Origin of the sequence: Streptomyces sp. NPDC004629 (assembly GCF_042873595.1) — a bacterium.
Lineage (GTDB): Bacteria > Actinomycetota > Actinomycetes > Streptomycetales > Streptomycetaceae > Streptomyces.
On the sequence record NZ_JBIALO010000006.1, the window covers coordinates 291,412 to 306,708 of the forward strand.

16 protein-coding genes are annotated in these 15,297 nt (G+C 70.3%); 7 read left to right on the plus strand and 9 right to left on the minus strand.

Features of this window, described 5'->3' with window-relative positions:
- Positions 1-84 precede the first annotated feature (84 nt).
- The gene (locus ACFYTE_RS11830; protein WP_388708207.1) at positions 85-273 is read left to right on the plus strand and encodes a hypothetical protein; all 189 of its coding nucleotides are present in this window, start codon (positions 85-87) and stop codon (positions 271-273) included.
- Between the two features lie 115 nt (positions 274-388).
- Here ACFYTE_RS11830 and ACFYTE_RS11835 read toward each other — a convergent pair whose 3' ends face one another.
- Positions 389-1,978: a FadD3 family acyl-CoA ligase gene (locus ACFYTE_RS11835; RefSeq protein WP_388708388.1), complete on the minus strand. Its 1,590-nt coding sequence runs from the start codon at positions 1,976-1,978 to the stop codon at positions 389-391.
- 144 nt (positions 1,979-2,122) lie between these two features.
- Between ACFYTE_RS11835 and ACFYTE_RS11840 the strand changes: the two genes are divergently transcribed.
- The 3 genes from ACFYTE_RS11840 to ACFYTE_RS11850 are packed head-to-tail and all read left to right on the plus strand — an operon-like array spanning position 2,123 to position 4,492.
- The gene (locus ACFYTE_RS11840; protein ID WP_388708210.1) at positions 2,123-3,283 is read left to right on the plus strand and encodes a lipid-transfer protein; all 1,161 of its coding nucleotides are present in this window, start codon (positions 2,123-2,125) and stop codon (positions 3,281-3,283) included.
- A gap of 7 nt (positions 3,284-3,290) precedes the next feature.
- Entirely contained in the window at positions 3,291-3,719 is a 429-nt protein-coding gene (locus ACFYTE_RS11845; protein WP_388708212.1) for a Zn-ribbon domain-containing OB-fold protein, read from the plus strand.
- On the plus strand, positions 3,716-4,492 hold the full coding sequence (locus tag ACFYTE_RS11850; protein WP_388708215.1) for an enoyl-CoA hydratase/isomerase family protein: 777 nt from the start codon (positions 3,716-3,718) through the stop codon (positions 4,490-4,492). Before ACFYTE_RS11845 ends, ACFYTE_RS11850 begins: the two co-directional genes overlap by 4 nt.
- A 27-nt stretch (positions 4,493-4,519) precedes the next feature.
- Here the strand turns inward: ACFYTE_RS11850 and ACFYTE_RS11855 are convergent, their stop codons facing one another.
- The 3 genes from ACFYTE_RS11855 to ACFYTE_RS11865 all read right to left on the minus strand — a co-directional run bounded on the left by ACFYTE_RS11855 (position 4,520) and on the right by ACFYTE_RS11865 (position 8,533).
- A complete protein-coding gene (locus tag ACFYTE_RS11855) occupies positions 4,520-5,086 on the minus strand; it encodes a hypothetical protein (RefSeq protein ID WP_388708217.1) in 567 nt (188 codons plus the stop codon).
- Positions 5,087-5,249: 163 nt separating this feature from the next.
- Positions 5,250-7,598, minus strand: coding sequence for a PQQ-binding-like beta-propeller repeat protein (locus ACFYTE_RS11860; protein WP_388708220.1), 2,349 nt, complete (start codon positions 7,596-7,598; stop codon positions 5,250-5,252).
- Between the two features lie 203 nt (positions 7,599-7,801).
- Positions 7,802-8,533, minus strand: coding sequence for a VOC family protein (locus tag ACFYTE_RS11865; RefSeq protein WP_388708222.1), 732 nt, complete (start codon positions 8,531-8,533; stop codon positions 7,802-7,804).
- Positions 8,534-8,655: 122 nt separating this feature from the next.
- Here ACFYTE_RS11865 and ACFYTE_RS11870 point away from each other — a divergent pair, with 122 nt between their 5' ends.
- The gene (locus ACFYTE_RS11870) at positions 8,656-9,303 is read left to right on the plus strand and encodes a TetR family transcriptional regulator (RefSeq protein ID WP_388708224.1); all 648 of its coding nucleotides are present in this window, start codon (positions 8,656-8,658) and stop codon (positions 9,301-9,303) included.
- A gap of 211 nt (positions 9,304-9,514) precedes the next feature.
- Here ACFYTE_RS11870 and ACFYTE_RS11875 read toward each other — a convergent pair whose 3' ends face one another.
- The 5 genes from ACFYTE_RS11875 to ACFYTE_RS11895 form a co-directional block, all read right to left on the minus strand.
- A complete protein-coding gene (locus tag ACFYTE_RS11875) occupies positions 9,515-10,399 on the minus strand; it encodes a phosphotransferase family protein (protein WP_388708226.1) in 885 nt (294 codons plus the stop codon).
- On the minus strand, positions 10,396-10,887 hold the full coding sequence (locus ACFYTE_RS11880) for a hypothetical protein (protein WP_388708228.1): 492 nt from the start codon (positions 10,885-10,887) through the stop codon (positions 10,396-10,398). Before ACFYTE_RS11880 ends, ACFYTE_RS11875 begins: the two co-directional genes overlap by 4 nt.
- Before the next feature lie 88 nt (positions 10,888-10,975).
- Positions 10,976-11,785 carry a helix-turn-helix domain-containing protein gene (locus tag ACFYTE_RS11885; RefSeq protein WP_388708230.1) on the minus strand — a complete coding sequence of 270 codons (810 nt, stop codon included), beginning with the start codon at positions 11,783-11,785 and terminating at the stop codon, positions 10,976-10,978.
- A 210-nt stretch (positions 11,786-11,995) separates the two neighbouring features.
- Positions 11,996-12,205, minus strand: coding sequence for a DUF397 domain-containing protein (locus tag ACFYTE_RS11890; protein WP_388708233.1), 210 nt, complete (start codon positions 12,203-12,205; stop codon positions 11,996-11,998).
- A 14-nt stretch (positions 12,206-12,219) separates the two neighbouring features.
- Entirely contained in the window at positions 12,220-13,122 is a 903-nt protein-coding gene (locus tag ACFYTE_RS11895) for a helix-turn-helix domain-containing protein (protein ID WP_388708236.1), read from the minus strand.
- A 343-nt stretch (positions 13,123-13,465) separates the two neighbouring features.
- On the opposite strand from ACFYTE_RS11895, the gene ACFYTE_RS11900 reads away from it, so the two are divergent.
- On the plus strand, positions 13,466-13,897 hold the full coding sequence (locus ACFYTE_RS11900) for an ATP-binding protein (RefSeq protein ID WP_388708238.1): 432 nt from the start codon (positions 13,466-13,468) through the stop codon (positions 13,895-13,897).
- Positions 13,898-14,091: 194 nt separating this feature from the next.
- A complete protein-coding gene (gene fxlM / locus ACFYTE_RS11905; protein WP_388708240.1) occupies positions 14,092-15,297 on the plus strand; it encodes a methyltransferase, FxLD system in 1,206 nt (401 codons plus the stop codon).

The window sequence follows — 15,297 nt, forward strand, 5'->3', positions numbered from 1 at the left end:
GCTCCGAGCGCCCGTCCGGCAGCCCTCGGGGGAGCTTCCGGACGGGCGTTCCTCACTCGTCACCGAACAGAGGGATTCAGGCCCATGAGCGACCAGAAGCAGGACGCGACCGTCTCGAAGAAGAACAACGCGATGCCCACGCCGCCCGCCGACGACGAGACGATCACCACACTCAACAACGCCATGCCCAGCGAGCCCGTCAAGGACGAGACGATCAGCACGCTGAACAACGCCATGCCGGCGCCGCCCGCGCTGGACCTGGACGACAAGTAGACCTTCCTCTGACGGGGACCGGCCGCGGCGGCGCGGAGGGGGAGCCGCCGCGGCCGAGGCGTGTCCGGGGGCGGGCGGGCGAGGCGTGTCCGGCGGCGGGCGGCCGTGCGGGCCCTCAGCGTCCGCGGAGTTCGGCCTTCAGCAGCTTGCCGCTCGCGTTGCGTGGCAGGGCTCCCAGGAACTGGACCGTTCTCGGGACCTTGTAGTTGGCCATTTCCCGGCGGGACCAGGCGATCAGGTCGTCGGCGGTGAGATGGGCGCCCGGGCGGCGGACCACGAATGCCTTGCCGACCTCGCCGAGCCGCGGGTCGGGGACGCCGATCACCGCCGCGTCGGCCACGTCCGGGTGCAGGGCGAGGAGTTGCTCGATCTCGGCCGGGTAGGCGTTGAAGCCGCCGACGATGAACATGTCCTTCAGCCGGTCGGTGATGCGCAGATTGCCGGCGGCGTCGAGGACGCCCACGTCGCCGGTGCGCAGCCAGCCGTCCGACGTCATCGCCTCGGCCGTCGCCGCCGCGTCCCGGTAGTAGCCGCGCATCACGTGGAAGCCCTGGACCAGCACCTCGCCGGGGGTGCCGGTGGGCACCGGCGTGCCCGCCGGGTCCACGACCCGGACCCGGGTACCGGGGATCGCCCGGCCCGACGTCGACGCGATCACCGTCGGCGCGTCGCCGCGCCGGCACATCGTCGCCATGCCGCTCGCCTCCGACAGCCCGTACGCTGTCAGCACCGTCTCCACGCCGAGTTCGCCGCGCAGCCGCTCCACCAGTCGCAGCGGGACGACCGCCGCGCCCGTCACCACGAGACGCAGCGCCGACAGGTCGTGGCCGGTCCGGGCCGGGTGGTCGAGCAGCGACTGCAGGAGGGTCGGCGGGCCGGGCAGGACGGTGACCCGTTCCGCGGCGATGTTCGCCAGCGCCGTCTCCACATCGAACACGGGCTGCGGGATCATCGTCGCGCCCCGCGTGAGACAGGCGATCACGCCCGCCTTGTAGCCGAAGGTGTGGAAGAAGGGGTTGACGATGAGGTAGCGGTCGCGGGCGCGCAGGCCGGCCAGGTCGGCCCAGATGTCGTAGGCGCGCAGTGTCTGCGCGTGGGTGATCATCGCGCCCTTGGGGCGGCCCGTGGTTCCCGAGGTGAAGACGATGTCGGACAGGGACCCGCCGTCCAGGCGCCCGGCACGCGCGGTCAGTTCGGCCCGGCCCACGCCCTCGCCGCTCGCCAGGAAGTCCCGCCAGGTGCGGAAGTCGGCCGGGGCGTCGTCGGCGAGGACCACCACCTGTTCCAGCTCGGGCAGTCCGGGCAGCGGCCCCGCCGTCCCCTCGCCTGCGGCCGCCGCCCGGCGCAGCGACGCCACGTACGAGGTGCCGAGGAAGGTGCCGGTCACGAACAGCAGCCGGGCCCCGCTGCGGCGCAGCACGTCCGCCGCCTCGGCGCCCTTGAAGCGCGTGTTGAGCGGGACGAGGACCGCACCGGCGGACACCGCGCCGAGCGCCGCCACGATCCAGTCGAGGGAGTTGGGCGCCCAGATCGCCACCCGGTCGCCGATGCCGGTGCCGGCGGCGACGCAGGCCGCCGCCGCACGGTCGACGCGGGCGCCGAGTTCCGCGTACGAGACGCGGCTGCGGCCGTCGACCACGGCCTCGGTGTCCGCGTACCGCTCGGCCGCCGCTCGCACCAGGTCCGGAATGCTGCCCCACTGCATGTCACCGCCCACAACCGGCCTCCCCGAGCCTCCCGACGCATAGCTGACTGTCCGTCAGATTAGCGGTAGCCTGACGGACTGTCAGCACAGCGCCGGGCCGGCCCTCGGGCGGCCGGGCGGCCACCGGGCGAAGGGGCGGGCACCATGACGGGAAACGGTCTGAAGGACGCCACCGCGATCGTCGGCATCGGGCAGACGCCGTTCGCCAGGCATCTTTCGGAGGACGAGAAGACCCTCGCCTGCCGGGCCGTACTCGCCGCCCTCGACGACGCCGGGATCGCCCCCGGCGAGGTCGACGCCCTCGCCTCCTACACCATGGAGGAGACCGACGAGGTGGAACTGGCCAAGGCCGTCGGGCTCGGCGACCTCACCTTCTTCAGCAAGGCCGGGTACGGCGGCGGCGGTTCCTGCGCCACCGTCGCCCATCTCGCCGCCGCCATCGCCGCCGGACAGGCCACGGTCGGGGTCGCCTGGCGGTCCCGCAAACGCGGCAGCGGCCCCCGCCCCTGGACCGACACCACGGCCCAACTCCCCACGCCCGCCCAGTGGACCCGCCCCTACGGGCTGCTGCGCCCGGTGGACGAGATCGCCCTGCTCGCCCGCCGCTACATGCACGAGTACGGCGCGACCCGCGACCACCTCTTCAACGTCGCCCTCGCCTGCCGCAACCGCGCCAACCAGAATCCGGCGGCCGTGATGTACGAACGGCCGCTGACCCGCGAGATGTACATGACCTCCCGGTGGATCAGCGAACCGCTCTGCCTCTTCGACAACTGCCTGGAGACCGACGGGGCGCTGGCCTGCATCGTCGTCTCCCGGGACCGCGCCCGGGACTGCCGGCGCGCCCCCGTCTACGTCCACTCCGCCGCCCAGGGTCTGCCCGCCCAGCACCACGGCATGGTCAACTACTGGACCGACGACCCCCTCACCGGCCCGGCCTGGACCGCCGCCCGGCACCTGTGGAAGCACGCCGACCTCACCCCGGACGACATCGACGTCGCCCAGATCTACGACGCGTTCACCGCGCTCATCCCGCTCTCCCTTGAGGGGTACGGCTTCTGCGGGCGGGGCGAGGGCGGCGCGTTCACCGAGGGCGGTGCGCTGGAGACCGGCGGGCGGCTGCCCGTCAACACCGGGGGCGGCGGGCTGTCGGAGGCGTACGTGCACGGCTTCAACCTGATCACCGAAGGCGTCAGACAACTGCGCGGGACCAGCACCGCCCAGGTCCCGGGGGCCGCCGCCTGCCTGGTCACGGCCGGCGAGGGCGTGCCCACCTCCGCCCTCCTTCTGACGAACAGGAGTTGACACCGCTGTGCTGACCCCCGTCACCGACGCCGACGGCGCCCCCTTCTGGGAGTACGCCGCCCGGGGCGAACTCCGCGTCCAGACCTGCGCCGACTGCGGCGAACCCCGGTTCCCGCCCCGCCCCTGCTGCCCGCACTGCCAGTCCTTCGCCCACGAGTGGCGGGCGGCCTCGGGGCGCGGGCGCGTGTGGTCGTACGTGCTGCCCCATCCGCCGCTGCTGCCCGACTATGCCGCGCAGGCGCCGTACAACGTGATCGTGGTCGAACTCGACGACGCGCCCCGCATCCGGCTCGTCGGGAACCTGGTCGCCGGGCCGGGGGCGCCGCTCGACTCCGTACCGGCAAAGCGGATCCGGATCGGGGCCCGGGTGCAGGTGGTCTTCAGCACCCTGGACGACGGCACCTGTCTGCCCCAGTGGACCCTGGAGCGCCCATGACCGCGGTCCGCGTCAGCGCCGACCCGGACACCGGCGTCGCCGTCGTCACCCTGGACCGGCCGGCCCGGCTGAACGCCATCGACCTCGCCATGGCCGGCGAACTCGCCGCTGCCTGGCGGGCGTTGCGGTTCGACGACACCGTACGGGCACTCGTCCTGACCGGGGCCGGTGAGCGGGCCTTCAGCACCGGGATCGACCGGGACGCCGTGGTGCCGCAGCCCTCGTCGCCGTACATGCAGGACGATCCGCTGCTCGGGATCGGCCCGAAGACGAACGACCTGTGGAAGCCGGTCGTCGCGGCGGTGCGCGGGATGGCCTGCGGGGGCGCGTTCTACCTGCTCGGGGAGGCCGACTTCGTCATCGCCGACCCGAGCGCCGTTTTCTTCGACCCGCACACCGCCTACGGCATGGTCAGCGCCTATGAGTCGGTGCTGATGGCCCAGCGGATGCCGTTCGGGGAGGTTGCCCGGATGATGCTCATGGGCGGCGCCGAGCGGATCTCCGCGCGGCGGGCCCACGAGATCGGCCTGGTCTCCGAACTCACCGAGCCCGGCGGGGCGTTGGCCGCCGCGCGGGCCTGCGCCGCGGTCATGGCCGGGTATCCGGCCGAGGCGGTGCAGGGGACGGTGCGGGCACTGTGGGCCGCCCGGGAGGGTGCGCTGGCCCAGGGGTTCGCCCAGGCCCCGCACCTCGTCTCGCTCGGCAACCTGCCCGCGCACCGCCAGGCGGAGCTGTTCGCCGCCCGCCGCTCCGGGGAGTTCCGTACCCGGTGAGACACGGCCCCGCGGCGGGCGGCCGGGTCACACGGCCGGGGCGGTCGGGTCCGGGTCGCAGTGGCCGACCCGGGCCGCGAGGGCGGAGCCGGCGACGTACACGTTCACCGTGGCCGTGTCGTGCGCGGACACGTCGACCTCCTCGACCTCGGAGGCGATCCGTTTGCCGCGCGCGTCCTCGAAGGCGACGGTGACGGCGAACGTCCCGGGTGTGCCATGGGGGTTCTCGACCTCCACGGTCGCGTACGGCGCCTTCTTCGACGCGCAGCTCAGCAGCCTCACCGTCGCGTCCGCCGACGCCGGCGCGGTCGTACCCGTGCCGGTGCCGCCGCTGCCGTAGGTGTCGTCGCTGCCGTAGGTGTCGTCGCTGTCGTAGGTGTCATCGTCGTCGTAGGTGTCCCGGTACGAGCCGGAGCCGCCGGACGAGGACGACGACGTGTCGTGGTCCTGGCTGGAACTGCTGCAACCGCCCCCGCCGTCGCTGTCGCTGTCGTGGTGACCGCGGCCGTGACGTCCCGTGGAGAATCCGGTCAGCGAAAGGATGACCAGCACCGATACCGCTGCGAACGTGAGTGTGCGCCCCCGTGACTGCATGCCGCCACCCTAACGACGCCCTGTCACGACCATGTCACCAAACGGCGACCGTGGAGCAGCCAACCCATGCCCCGAAGGGGCGCGCCCCGTAAGGGGCGCGGGGAACTGCGCGACCAGCCACAGCGCAGCCGCGGCCGAACAGCCACCTAACCCCGCTGAACGCTCAACGCGCAGTGCCCGTGCCCTTCTCCGCGTCCAGCGCGTACACGCAGCGGTCCTTGCTGCACGCGTACACCACCCCGTCCGTCACCACCGGGGACCCGGTGATCTCCCCGCCGGTGGCCAGCTTCCAGCGCAGCCGGCCGTCGTCGGCCTTGAGCGTGTACAGCAGGTGGTCGGTGGAGCCGAAGTGGATCCGGCCCTCGGCGACCGCCGGGGAGCCGACGATGTCGCCGCCCGCCTGGAAGCGCCATTTGGGGGTGCCGGTGACGGCGTCCAGGGTGTACAGACCCTTGCCGCTGCCGACATGGACGTGGCCCGCGGCGACCAGCACCGGCTCGATCGAGGACCGGGCCTCCGTGGCGATGCGCCAGCGGTCGCGGCCGTCGGCGGCGTCGAGGGCGTAGACCGTGCCCAGGTAGTCGGCCAGGTAGATGCCGCCGCCGGCGACGGCGGGGCCGGGCACGAAGGCCGGCGGGCACAGAAAGACCGCAGGGGCCTCGAAGTGCCAGCGCACCATGCCGCTCGCCACGTCGATGGCGAGGACACGGGAGCCCGCGGAGACGTACACACAGCCGTCGGGGGCGTGGGTCAGCCGCACCGGCACCATGCCGCAGGAGGCGGCGTCGCCGATCGGGTACGCCCAGCGCTCCTCGCCGGTGCGCGCCTCCAGGGCGCGCAGCCGGGCGTCCTGCCAGACGAACACGGTCCCGTCGTGGACGGCGGGCCCGGACTCGGGGGACTCGAAGTCGGTCTGGCAGCCGGCGATCTCCCACAGCTTCTGCCCGCCGGCCGCCTCCCAGCCCTGGGCGCCGCCGCCGCGGGTGCCGGTGACGACGGTGCCCCGGTCGGCCTTCAGGGAGTACACCCAGGCGTCCGTGGACAGCCGCCACAGGTCGGTGCCCTCGCGGGCGTCCAGGGCGAACAGGGTGGGGCCGTCGGAGGCGTGGATACGGCCGTCCGCGACCGCCATCGACCAGGCCACGTCCCGGGTCTTGAAGCGGCGCCGGCCGGTGGCCACGTCGAGTGCGTGCACCTCGAAGGAGGTGACGTAGACGAGGTCGCCGGCCACGGACGGGGTGCCCCAGACGTCGTTGGACATGCGGAAACGCCAGGGGCGCCAGCCCGCCGCGGTCTCCGGGGGCGCGGGCGGGGCCGCCGGTACGGCGGGGTCGGCGCCGTTGACCCCGGGGCGGGGCCGGGACCAGTTGGCGACCAGTCCGGCCTCCGGCGGCGGCGCCTTGACCGCGGCGGCGCGGGCGTCGGCGACGCGCGGGCCGGGCCCGATGGGCACCTGGGCGCCGGCCAGCCGTACCGGCCCGGCGTCGGGGGCGCCGACCGGGACCGGGGCGGGGGGCGCGGGGATCACCGGGTCGTGCGCGGGCGGGGGCGGCACCGTGGGTACGGCGGGCCGGCCGCCGCTGCGCGGGCCGATGGGCGGGGGCTGGACCGCGGGGCGCCCGCCGCGGCGGGTCTCGATGAGGGCGACGGCCTTCTCGGGCAGCCAGGCCGAGGCGGTACCGCTGTCGTCGGAGCCCGAGCCGAACAGGTGCGGGGCGAGCTGGGCCTGGAGGTCGGCCGGGTTGGGGCGGCCGGTGGCCTCCATCTGCATGCAGGCCTCGATCAGCGGGCGCAGTTCGTCCGGAAGTCCCTCCAGGTCGGGGCCCTCGCGCAGCAGCATGAAGACGGTCTCGACGGGGTTGGCGCCGTGGAAGGGCGGGTGCCCGGTGGCGGCGAAGACGAGCATCGAACCGAGGGAGAAGACATCGCTGGCGCCCGTGACGCTGCGGGAGTCCTTGGCCTGCTCGGGTGACATGTAGGCGGGCGTGCCGACGGCGACGTTCGTCATGGTCAGACGGGTGTTCGAAACACCGGAGGCGATGCCGAAGTCGATGACGCGGGGGCCGTCCTCGACGACGAGCACGTTGGAGGGCTTGAGGTCGCGGTGGACGAGCCCGGCGCCGTGGATGGACTGCAGCGCCTCGGCGACGCCCGCGGCGAGCCAGCGCACCGCCTGGGCCGGCAGCGGCCCGCACTCGTTCACTATCTCTTCGAGGGACGGCGCGGGGACGTACGCCGTGGCCAGCCACGGCACCGCGGCCCGCGGGTCGGCGTCGACGACCGCGGCGGTGTAGAAGCCGGAGACCGCCCGCGCCGCCTCCACCTCTCGGGTGAAACGGACCCGGAAGAGCTGGTCCTCGGCGAGTTCCGTGCGGACCGTCTTGATCGCCACGCGGCGCCCGGACGCCGAGCGCGCGAGGTAGACCAGCCCCATGCCGCCGGCACCCAGCCGCCCCAGCACCTCGAACGGCCCGATCCGCCGTGGGTCGTGCTGCGTCAGCTGATCCACCACTTGCCTGCCACCTCCCCGTACGAGCCGCGCCACCTCCATATGTACGCGACCCAGTGCAGCGTCTCACCACCGCACCGCCGTGGCGGCACGCACCCCGATTCTTCCTGTCGCGGGCACAGGTTGCGAACCCGGCGACATTGGGGGTGTCTCATGACAAGTAAGACATTCCACCGATATGCCGGTGCCGTGGCAGCGCTGACGCATCAGCGCTCCAGCAGCGCGAAGGACGCCCCCTGATTGTCCGTGACAACGGCCACACGTCCATACGACGCGTCGAAGACCGGCGCCTGCACCCGCCCACCCAGCCGTTGTACCGTGCCCAGCGCCCGCTCGCAGTCGGCGACCAGGAAATGGACGAGGAAGTGCGGCGGCATCTCGGCCGGGAAGACGTCCGAGACGGGGGCGCGGCCGAAGTCCGGCTCGGCGTCGGCGCCGAACAGGGCGTCGTGGAAGAGACCCCCGTAGAAGGCGTTGGCGGCCTCGGTGTCCCGGGAGTACAGCTCGGCCCAGCCGAAGGTGCCGACCTCGTGCCGGCGCCCGAACCCCGGGTGGCCGCCGGCCTGCCACAGGCCGAAGACGGCGCCCTCCGGGTCGGCGGCCAGGGCGGCCGTACCCAGGCCGTCGACGGCTACCGGGGCCGTGACGATCTGCCCGCCGGCCGCGCTGATGCGCCCGCACAGCGCCCGGGCGTCGGGTGTCGCGAAGTACACCGTCCAGACGGTGGGCATCCGGCCGTCCGTCTTGTATGTGAGCCCCGCCACAGGTGAGCCGTCCTTGCGCGCCCACACGGCGGACGCGGACGCGGGCACCTCCTCGTCGAAGGTCCATCCGAACAGCTCACCGTAGAACCGCCGGCCCGCCGCCACGTCGGGAAGCTGCGCGTCCACCCAGCACGGGACGCCCTCTCCGTACACCGATGCCCTGTTTTCGGCCATGTCGCCAAAGTAACCGGGTCGCGCGCACCCCGCAGACCAGGCACACCATCCTTCGTACCCCTGTGCACCCCATTTGCAGTCGGCCGAATCGCGCTCTCATCACCCCTCGGTAAGCTGACGGCATGACAGGACAAGTGCGTACCGTCGACGGCCGCGTGGCCGGCCGGCGTGGGCAGGCGACCCGGCAGAAGCTGCTCGACTGCCTCAGCGAGATGCTCAGCTCCTCCCCCTACCGGGACGTCAAGGTCATCGATGTCGCCCGGAAGGCAGGGACTTCGCCCGCGACCTTCTACCAGTACTTCCCGGACGTCGAAGGTGCCGTCCTGGAGATCGCCGAGCAAATGGCCGCCGAGGGTGCCGGTTTGACCGAACTGCTGGCGGGACGGACCTGGACCGGCAAGGCCGGCTGGCAGACCGCGCAGGAACTCGTGGAAGGGTTCCTGGATTTCTGGCGCAAGAACGACGCGATCCTGCGGGTCGTGGACCTCGGCGCCGCCGAGGGGGACAAACGGTTCTACAAGATCCGTATGAAGATCCTGAACTCGGTGAACAACTCCCTCTCCGAGTCCATCGCCGAACTCCAGGCGAAGGGCCGGGTCGACAAGGACGTCAATCCCGCGGCCGTCGCGGGTTCGCTGGTCGCGATGCTCGCCGCGGTGGCCTCGCACCAGAAGGGCTTCCAGTCCTGGGGCGTGAAGCAGGCCGAACTCAAGCCGAATGTCGCGCTGTTGGTTCACCTGGGCGTAACCGGCAGAAAACCGACGAAATAGCCAAACTTTCCAACGGTTCCTTTATCCCGGGCACCCCAAGTCCTGTCTTGCATTGCGGGCGGCGGTCCACAGGGTGGGCCGCCGCCCGCCGTGCTGTGCACGCCCCTGCGCGGCCAGCGAGCGGTCCCGTACCACCGAGCACGGTTACGACGACATCGGCGACGGCCCTGAGCACGGCTCGTCGCGTTCCCTGAGGGCGCAGGGGACCGGCTCACCCCACAGCTTCCCATCGCCAAGGCCGTGGCCCGCGTAGGCCACGCACGCACTCGATGCGATAGCGGGCCTGCTCAAGGGCGCCGTCATTGTGGTCCGCGATCTGAAGAGCGAATGTCACGAGGCGTAATTCCCGGATGCCGCGGAGCGTCGCGTACCCCGCCCACTCCCTGACGTCGTGGCCGTACTGCTCGCAGTAGGCCGCGTACTCGGCTGCGGACAGTGTGCCGAAGGTGTCGAAGGCGACCGCGGTGGAGGTCAGATCCCACTCGGGTGGTCCGATTGAAGTGCGCTCGAAATCCAAGAGCAGCGCCCCTTCGGCGGTCACAGCGCAGTTGCCGCCCCAGGCGTCGCCGTGGATCACGCAGTGCGGAAGCCCGGCTGGAAGGTTGCCCCACTGTTGTTTGAGTTCGTCGAGCCGATCGAGGAGCCACTTCCGGTCATCATCGTTCGCTGAGCGCGCGGCAGCGAGGCGTTCGGCAATACGAACGAACGGCTGTAGCCGACCAATGGGGAAAGTCGGCTTGGGCAGTCGATGCATCTGGCGCAGAAGCGGTGCAAGGTCAGCTTCGGTGCCGTGCCGGTGGGGAAGCAGGATCTCCCAGAAGGTGGCGGCTCGGCCGCCGACATGCACAGGTTGATCCCGCTGTATCGGGCGCACGGCCGGGACGTTGTTCTCAGCCAGCCAGCGCGCCACGGCCACTTCTCGGGCTGCCGCTTCGTCTTGCCCCGCTCGTGCGATGCGCACGACGACTCCGGCTGGAAGCCGCCACAAGTCGTTCTCGGCGAGCCGGATGGGTTCAGCCCCCTCGGCCGACAGCCCGGCAGCGGCTGTCACTTCCTGAAGGACGGCGAAGGACTCCTCGGCGCGCGTCGTGGTCATGCGAGGACCGTAGTGGTGATCCGGCCCCTCAGCTCAGCTACCTCCGGTCTCCGGGCATACCGCGCGGACGCTTTGGACAAATCCTCCATGTCTGTTGCGGCTCGTTTGGAACGGAGCCTCCCTACCTCGTCCAGGGCGCGGTTGGCGATGACCACCGCTTGTTGCGGGTCCCCGGTGGCCATGGTCAGCGTCGCCAGCTTGGTGCCCGATAGCGCACGCGAGCGTACGTAGTCGTCCGTGTGGCCTTCGATCGCGGTCTTCAGACGAGAAATGGCCAAGGAGGGGGACTGCCCTGGCATGAGCGCGACGTCGAACGCCGCATGTCCGGTATCCCCATGGTGCTGAGCCTCGTCGTAATAGGCCATCCACGGGACGTCCTCCCCATCGCGAGCACGGTCGAAGACCGCGTCCGACTGCCTGATGGCAGCCAGCGCCTCCTTCGGCCTCTGCATCTTCGCCCAGGCCCGGGCCCTGGCGTTGTGAAGCATGGCCTGCTCCCGATGCGTAAGACGGTCCGCTCGCACAAGGCCGTTCTCCGCGTGGGTCAGGCCCTCATCGGGCCTTTCGCACCAGATCTCATGCCGGGCTCGCCAGTTGAGGACCGCGGCCCGCAGGTGCCAGTTGTTCGCCTGCTCTGCACCCGAACCTCAACAGCTCGGTGGCGTCATGGTGCTCGTACGCGTCGAATGCGCTCGCTCCCATCACCATGGAAAGGCGCCCGACGGCGGTATATAGGTCTGACTCCAACTGCGGGGGGTACTTCGTGGCAAGCAGCCCCTTGGCCCAGATGAACAGCCCGGCAGAGGAACTGCGCGCGATCCCCCCACCGCCGTAGAGGTTGTCCCATCCGGCCAGAGTGTCGGCGGCCGTCCCGACTTGCTCGATGTCCTCGGGGCGAACGATCTTGGGGAGCGCGGTTGGTCCCGATCCAGGGAGTAGGTCGATGAACGCTCCGGGGGCAAGGGCGGCTATGCCGCCGAGGGTGAAGAAGGCACGGCGCTCCACTGGTGACAGACTCCGATCCGAAATCACGGGCGGGATAAGTCCAAGCATGCCCGTGGCCGGTGTCCCGATGCCGTCAAGAGTCGGTCCGCCAGGGGTCTTGTCCGCATCAGCGGTCCGCTTGTCCGCTTCCTCTTCGACGAGGCGCCAGAGCCGTCGCAGTGCTCCGCCGGCCTGCACAGCATCGTCGAGCTGGTTGACCAGGTTGGCGTTGCACGGGCGCTCGTCCTTCTCGATGCGTTCGATCGATGTGGCGCTGAGGTGCACCCTCGCGCCTAACTCACGGCTCGACATACCTCGCGCTTCCCGCCAGTTGCGGAGTTCCTTGCCCCACCAGGCGCGCATCGACTTCGTCTCGTCCAGGGGCTTGGGCTTCTGTGGCATGTCTTCCCCTTCGGCACCCTTATGCGGACAACACTCGCGTCTTCCGATTGTCCGCATCGAGAATCTGCTGCACAGACTTTCCCGAGGCTGGTCCGCCCGACGCCACCGGTTTCCACGTGGTCGCGGGAGAGCTGACCGAACGGCCTCTCGGGACCTGACACGACGGCCCGGCGTCCATGACGGGCCGGGCCGTGCAACATGATCGCTACGTCAATCGCGCGTGGGTGCCTTCGGGGAGCGGATGTTCTCGGTGAAGGTGGCCCACGCGGCGCGCGAGAAAACTGCGTGCGGGCCGTCGGGCCTCTTGGAATCTCGGACCCACGGTCCCTCGGGCATCTCGGCTACCTCTACGCATTCATTGTCGGGAGTGCCGCTGTAACTGCTCTTGAACCACTGCGGTTCCTGGGTCTGTTCGGCCACGGATGATTTCCTCGCTACTTCTGATCTTGCAGGTGCCTCTTTCGGGCCTCGGCGATCAACTCCGCCGAGGAATCAGGGTCCAGCGCTTCGTCGCGCAGGAAGGCGCGAGCGTGCCCGTACGCCTCGCGCGCGTCCTCTGCCTCCAGGAACAAGGAACCCACCGCGTTCTCTATGAAGATGACGTCCAGTGAGGGGTCCGGTCCGCCGTAGACGATGAAACTGGTCAGCGCAGCGCTGTAGGCACCGGCCGCGAACGGCAGTACCTGAATGGTGATGTTCTGCTCCTGACGACGGTCCAGTAGCAAATCAAGCTGCTCTGCCATGACGTCGGGACCGCCGACCTTGCGCCGAAGCACACTCTCGTCCAGAACGACGTGGTACGCCGGAGGAGACTCGCGTTCGAGGATCTGCTGTCGCTGCATCCTCATATCCAGGAACTCGGTCACCCTCTCAGGCTCCAGGGCGTTCCCCGGCGTTGCCTTGATCGCCGTGGCGTATCGCCTGGTCTGCAAGAGCCCCGGAACGACGCCCATAGAGACGTGCCAGATGGACTGCGCCTCATTCTCAAGCGGGAGCAGCATCCGCATCGGGTCCGAGATCTTTCCGGCGTACGGAACCCACCATCCCTCCGTGACCTTGCTGTTCTTCGCCAGGTCGATCAGCTCGGCCGTCTCCTCCGCGGAGGCTGCATAGACCTCGCAGAGCTGCTTGACCTGGTTCCAGCGAACGTTCCCTTTGGCCTGCTCGTAGCGGCTGACCGTTGCCTTCGACACACCGGCCCGTTGTCCAGCAGCTTCGGCTGACAGCCCGCACTCCTTTCTGAGTGCGAGAAGGCGAAAGCCCAGTTGACGCCGCCGTGCTGTCGGCCCTCCCTCGACCTCGCCATTCTGCTCGGCCGGTATCGACTCGTTCGTCATGCTGGCGCTCCCCTTGGACGAGTGCGGCCAATGTCCTTGCTGGCGCTTCGCGACCGCAAGGGACGTTACACGGCGGAACGGGTTCCGGGTTACGCACTGACCGGAGCCCGAAAGGTCCATGCGGACACTTCCGTTGTGAGCGTTACATGGGGAGCGATCCGGCGGCCATACTCCAACTTGTTCGCCACCGAGAGCAGTTGAGCAAGCGCGCTTCGCGTGTCGGCCGGTCCCCCTCATCCCGCGGGCGGCCTTCACACGGCGCCGCTACGGCTCAACCTGCCCACGCAGACGCCAGTAACCCGCACAAGTGCCCCCCTCGCGTACGCCACCTGGGAGACTGCCGATGACCCCCGCCGGAACCGTCGTCACGGTCGCTTCAGACTTGAGGCAGCAGACCAGCCGGGGCTTCGCGGTGGCCTTCACGCCGGACAAGGCGCAAGTCGGCCGCATGCGCCGAATCACGGCAGCGCACCTTCGCCTGTGGCACGTATCCGAGCCGACCGTGGAGAACGTGGTGCTCGCCGTCTCCGAACTCGTCACCAACGCGATCCGGTACGGCCGAGGAGACGCCGGCCTCAAGATCCTCTACGCCGACGACGATGTGCGGGTAGAGGTCTCCGACGGCAACCCCGAGCCGGCGCTCACCAACGCTCAGCCCGACGACACGTCCGGCCGCGGGCTGTTCCTCGTCGCCGTCCTGGCGCGCGACTGGGGCGTGAGCGACGACGGCGAGATGACCTGGTGCATCTTCAACGCTCCTGCCAGGAGGTCGTAATGGTCGCCGTGGATGCGGCCATCGCCGCCCAGCTGCTGTGCCGGGCCGGCCCATCAGCCGGACTCCGAGCGCTGCCACCCACGACGGCGCGTAGTCGCCTCACTGAGGTGGCGTCCTGGCTAGCGTCTTCGCCGACTGCAAGCCGAGTTGGGCCGTCGCAAGCACCAACCCTCCCAACAGAAGTAGGTAATCGGATGACTGCTATTGATGACTCGACTGTTCGCGATCCGGACGCGCTACGAGCGGAGATGGTCCGCGCGCTCCGCGACGAGAGCGGGGTCAAGACCGAGCCCGTCGCCGCCGCCTTCGCCTCTGTTCCCCGGCACAAGTTTGCGCCGGATGCGTCCCCGGAGCTGGCGTACAGCCTGCACCGCACCGTGCCGGTCAAGAAGGACAAGCACGGTATGGACATCAGCGTCATGTCCGCGGCCCATCTCCAGGCCGTCATGCTGGAGCAGGCCGAAGTCGAGCCCGGTATGAAGGTCCTGGAGATCGGGTCCGGCGGGGTCAACGCCGCCTATCTTCAGGAGCTGGTGGGCAGCGAGGGCGAGGTCACCACCGTCGACATCGACCGCGACGTCATCGACCGAGCCCGCCAGTGCCTCGACTACGCCGGGTACTCCCAGGTGAAGACGGTCCTCGACGACGGTGAGCACGGCGTACCCGACGGCGCTCCGTATGACCGGATCATCGTGACCGTGGCGGCATGGGACATCCCTCCGTCGTGGATCAGTGGACTCACGGAGAAGGGCCGGCTCGTCGTCCCACTGACTGTGTGCGGCACGACCCGCAGCATCGCCTTCGACCGCGACGAAGACGGCCTGATCAGCCGCTCCTACGGCTTGGCGCGCTTTGTTTCCATGCAGGGCGAGGGTGCGGCCGACGAGCGCAAGGTGATGCTGCGAGAGGGCGTCGCTCTGCAGACCGACGACGTACGAGTGTCCCTGGAGCCCCAAGCGCTCAACGCGGCCCTCGGCGTGCCCCGGCTGGAGCGTTGGTCTGGTGCTGCGTACGACCTGCCCGACGAGCTGGATCTCTTCCTCACGCTCAAGCTCCAGAGCCCGGCCCGTCTCCACGCCGCTCAGGTCGTCGTTGACAGCGGGCTTGTTGAAGCATCTGCCCTCAAGGGTGTGCCCGCCCTGGTGAGCCGGGACAGCATCGCCTACCGCACACGCCGCGAGAACGCCGACACCGGCGGCTTCGAGAGCGGCGTGATCGCCCACGGCTCGCAGGCCGAAGCACTCGCCGACCAGTACGCGGACCTGCTCCGCCGCTGGGCGCAGAACCACCGCCGACGGGGAGCCGCGACGTTCCGCTACCTGCCGGGCCCCGCCCCCACCCCCTTGCCGGAGGACGCCGTGCTGCGCCGCCACGGCATCGTCACGGCGACCTGGACCTAA

Coding starts and splice junctions, on each gene's coding strand:
- ACFYTE_RS11830 (WP_388708207.1), top strand. CDS start 85: ATGAGCGACCAGAAGCAGGACGCGACCGTCTCGAAGAAGAACAACGCG.
- ACFYTE_RS11835 (WP_388708388.1), bottom strand. CDS start 1,978: ATGCAGTGGGGCAGCATTCCGGACCTGGTGCGAGCGGCGGCCGAGCGG.
- ACFYTE_RS11840 (WP_388708210.1), top strand. CDS start 2,123: ATGACGGGAAACGGTCTGAAGGACGCCACCGCGATCGTCGGCATCGGG.
- ACFYTE_RS11850 (WP_388708215.1), top strand. CDS start 3,716: ATGACCGCGGTCCGCGTCAGCGCCGACCCGGACACCGGCGTCGCCGTC.
- ACFYTE_RS11855 (WP_388708217.1), bottom strand. CDS start 5,086: ATGCAGTCACGGGGGCGCACACTCACGTTCGCAGCGGTATCGGTGCTG.
- ACFYTE_RS11865 (WP_388708222.1), bottom strand. CDS start 8,533: ATGGCCGAAAACAGGGCATCGGTGTACGGAGAGGGCGTCCCGTGCTGG.
- ACFYTE_RS11870 (WP_388708224.1), top strand. CDS start 8,656: ATGACAGGACAAGTGCGTACCGTCGACGGCCGCGTGGCCGGCCGGCGT.
- ACFYTE_RS11875 (WP_388708226.1), bottom strand. CDS start 10,399: ATGACCACGACGCGCGCCGAGGAGTCCTTCGCCGTCCTTCAGGAAGTG.
- ACFYTE_RS11880 (WP_388708228.1), bottom strand. CDS start 10,887: ATGCTTCACAACGCCAGGGCCCGGGCCTGGGCGAAGATGCAGAGGCCG.
- ACFYTE_RS11885 (WP_388708230.1), bottom strand. CDS start 11,785: ATGCCACAGAAGCCCAAGCCCCTGGACGAGACGAAGTCGATGCGCGCC.
- ACFYTE_RS11895 (WP_388708236.1), bottom strand. CDS start 13,122: ATGACGAACGAGTCGATACCGGCCGAGCAGAATGGCGAGGTCGAGGGA.
- ACFYTE_RS11900 (WP_388708238.1), top strand. CDS start 13,466: ATGACCCCCGCCGGAACCGTCGTCACGGTCGCTTCAGACTTGAGGCAG.
- fxlM (WP_388708240.1), top strand. CDS start 14,092: ATGACTGCTATTGATGACTCGACTGTTCGCGATCCGGACGCGCTACGA.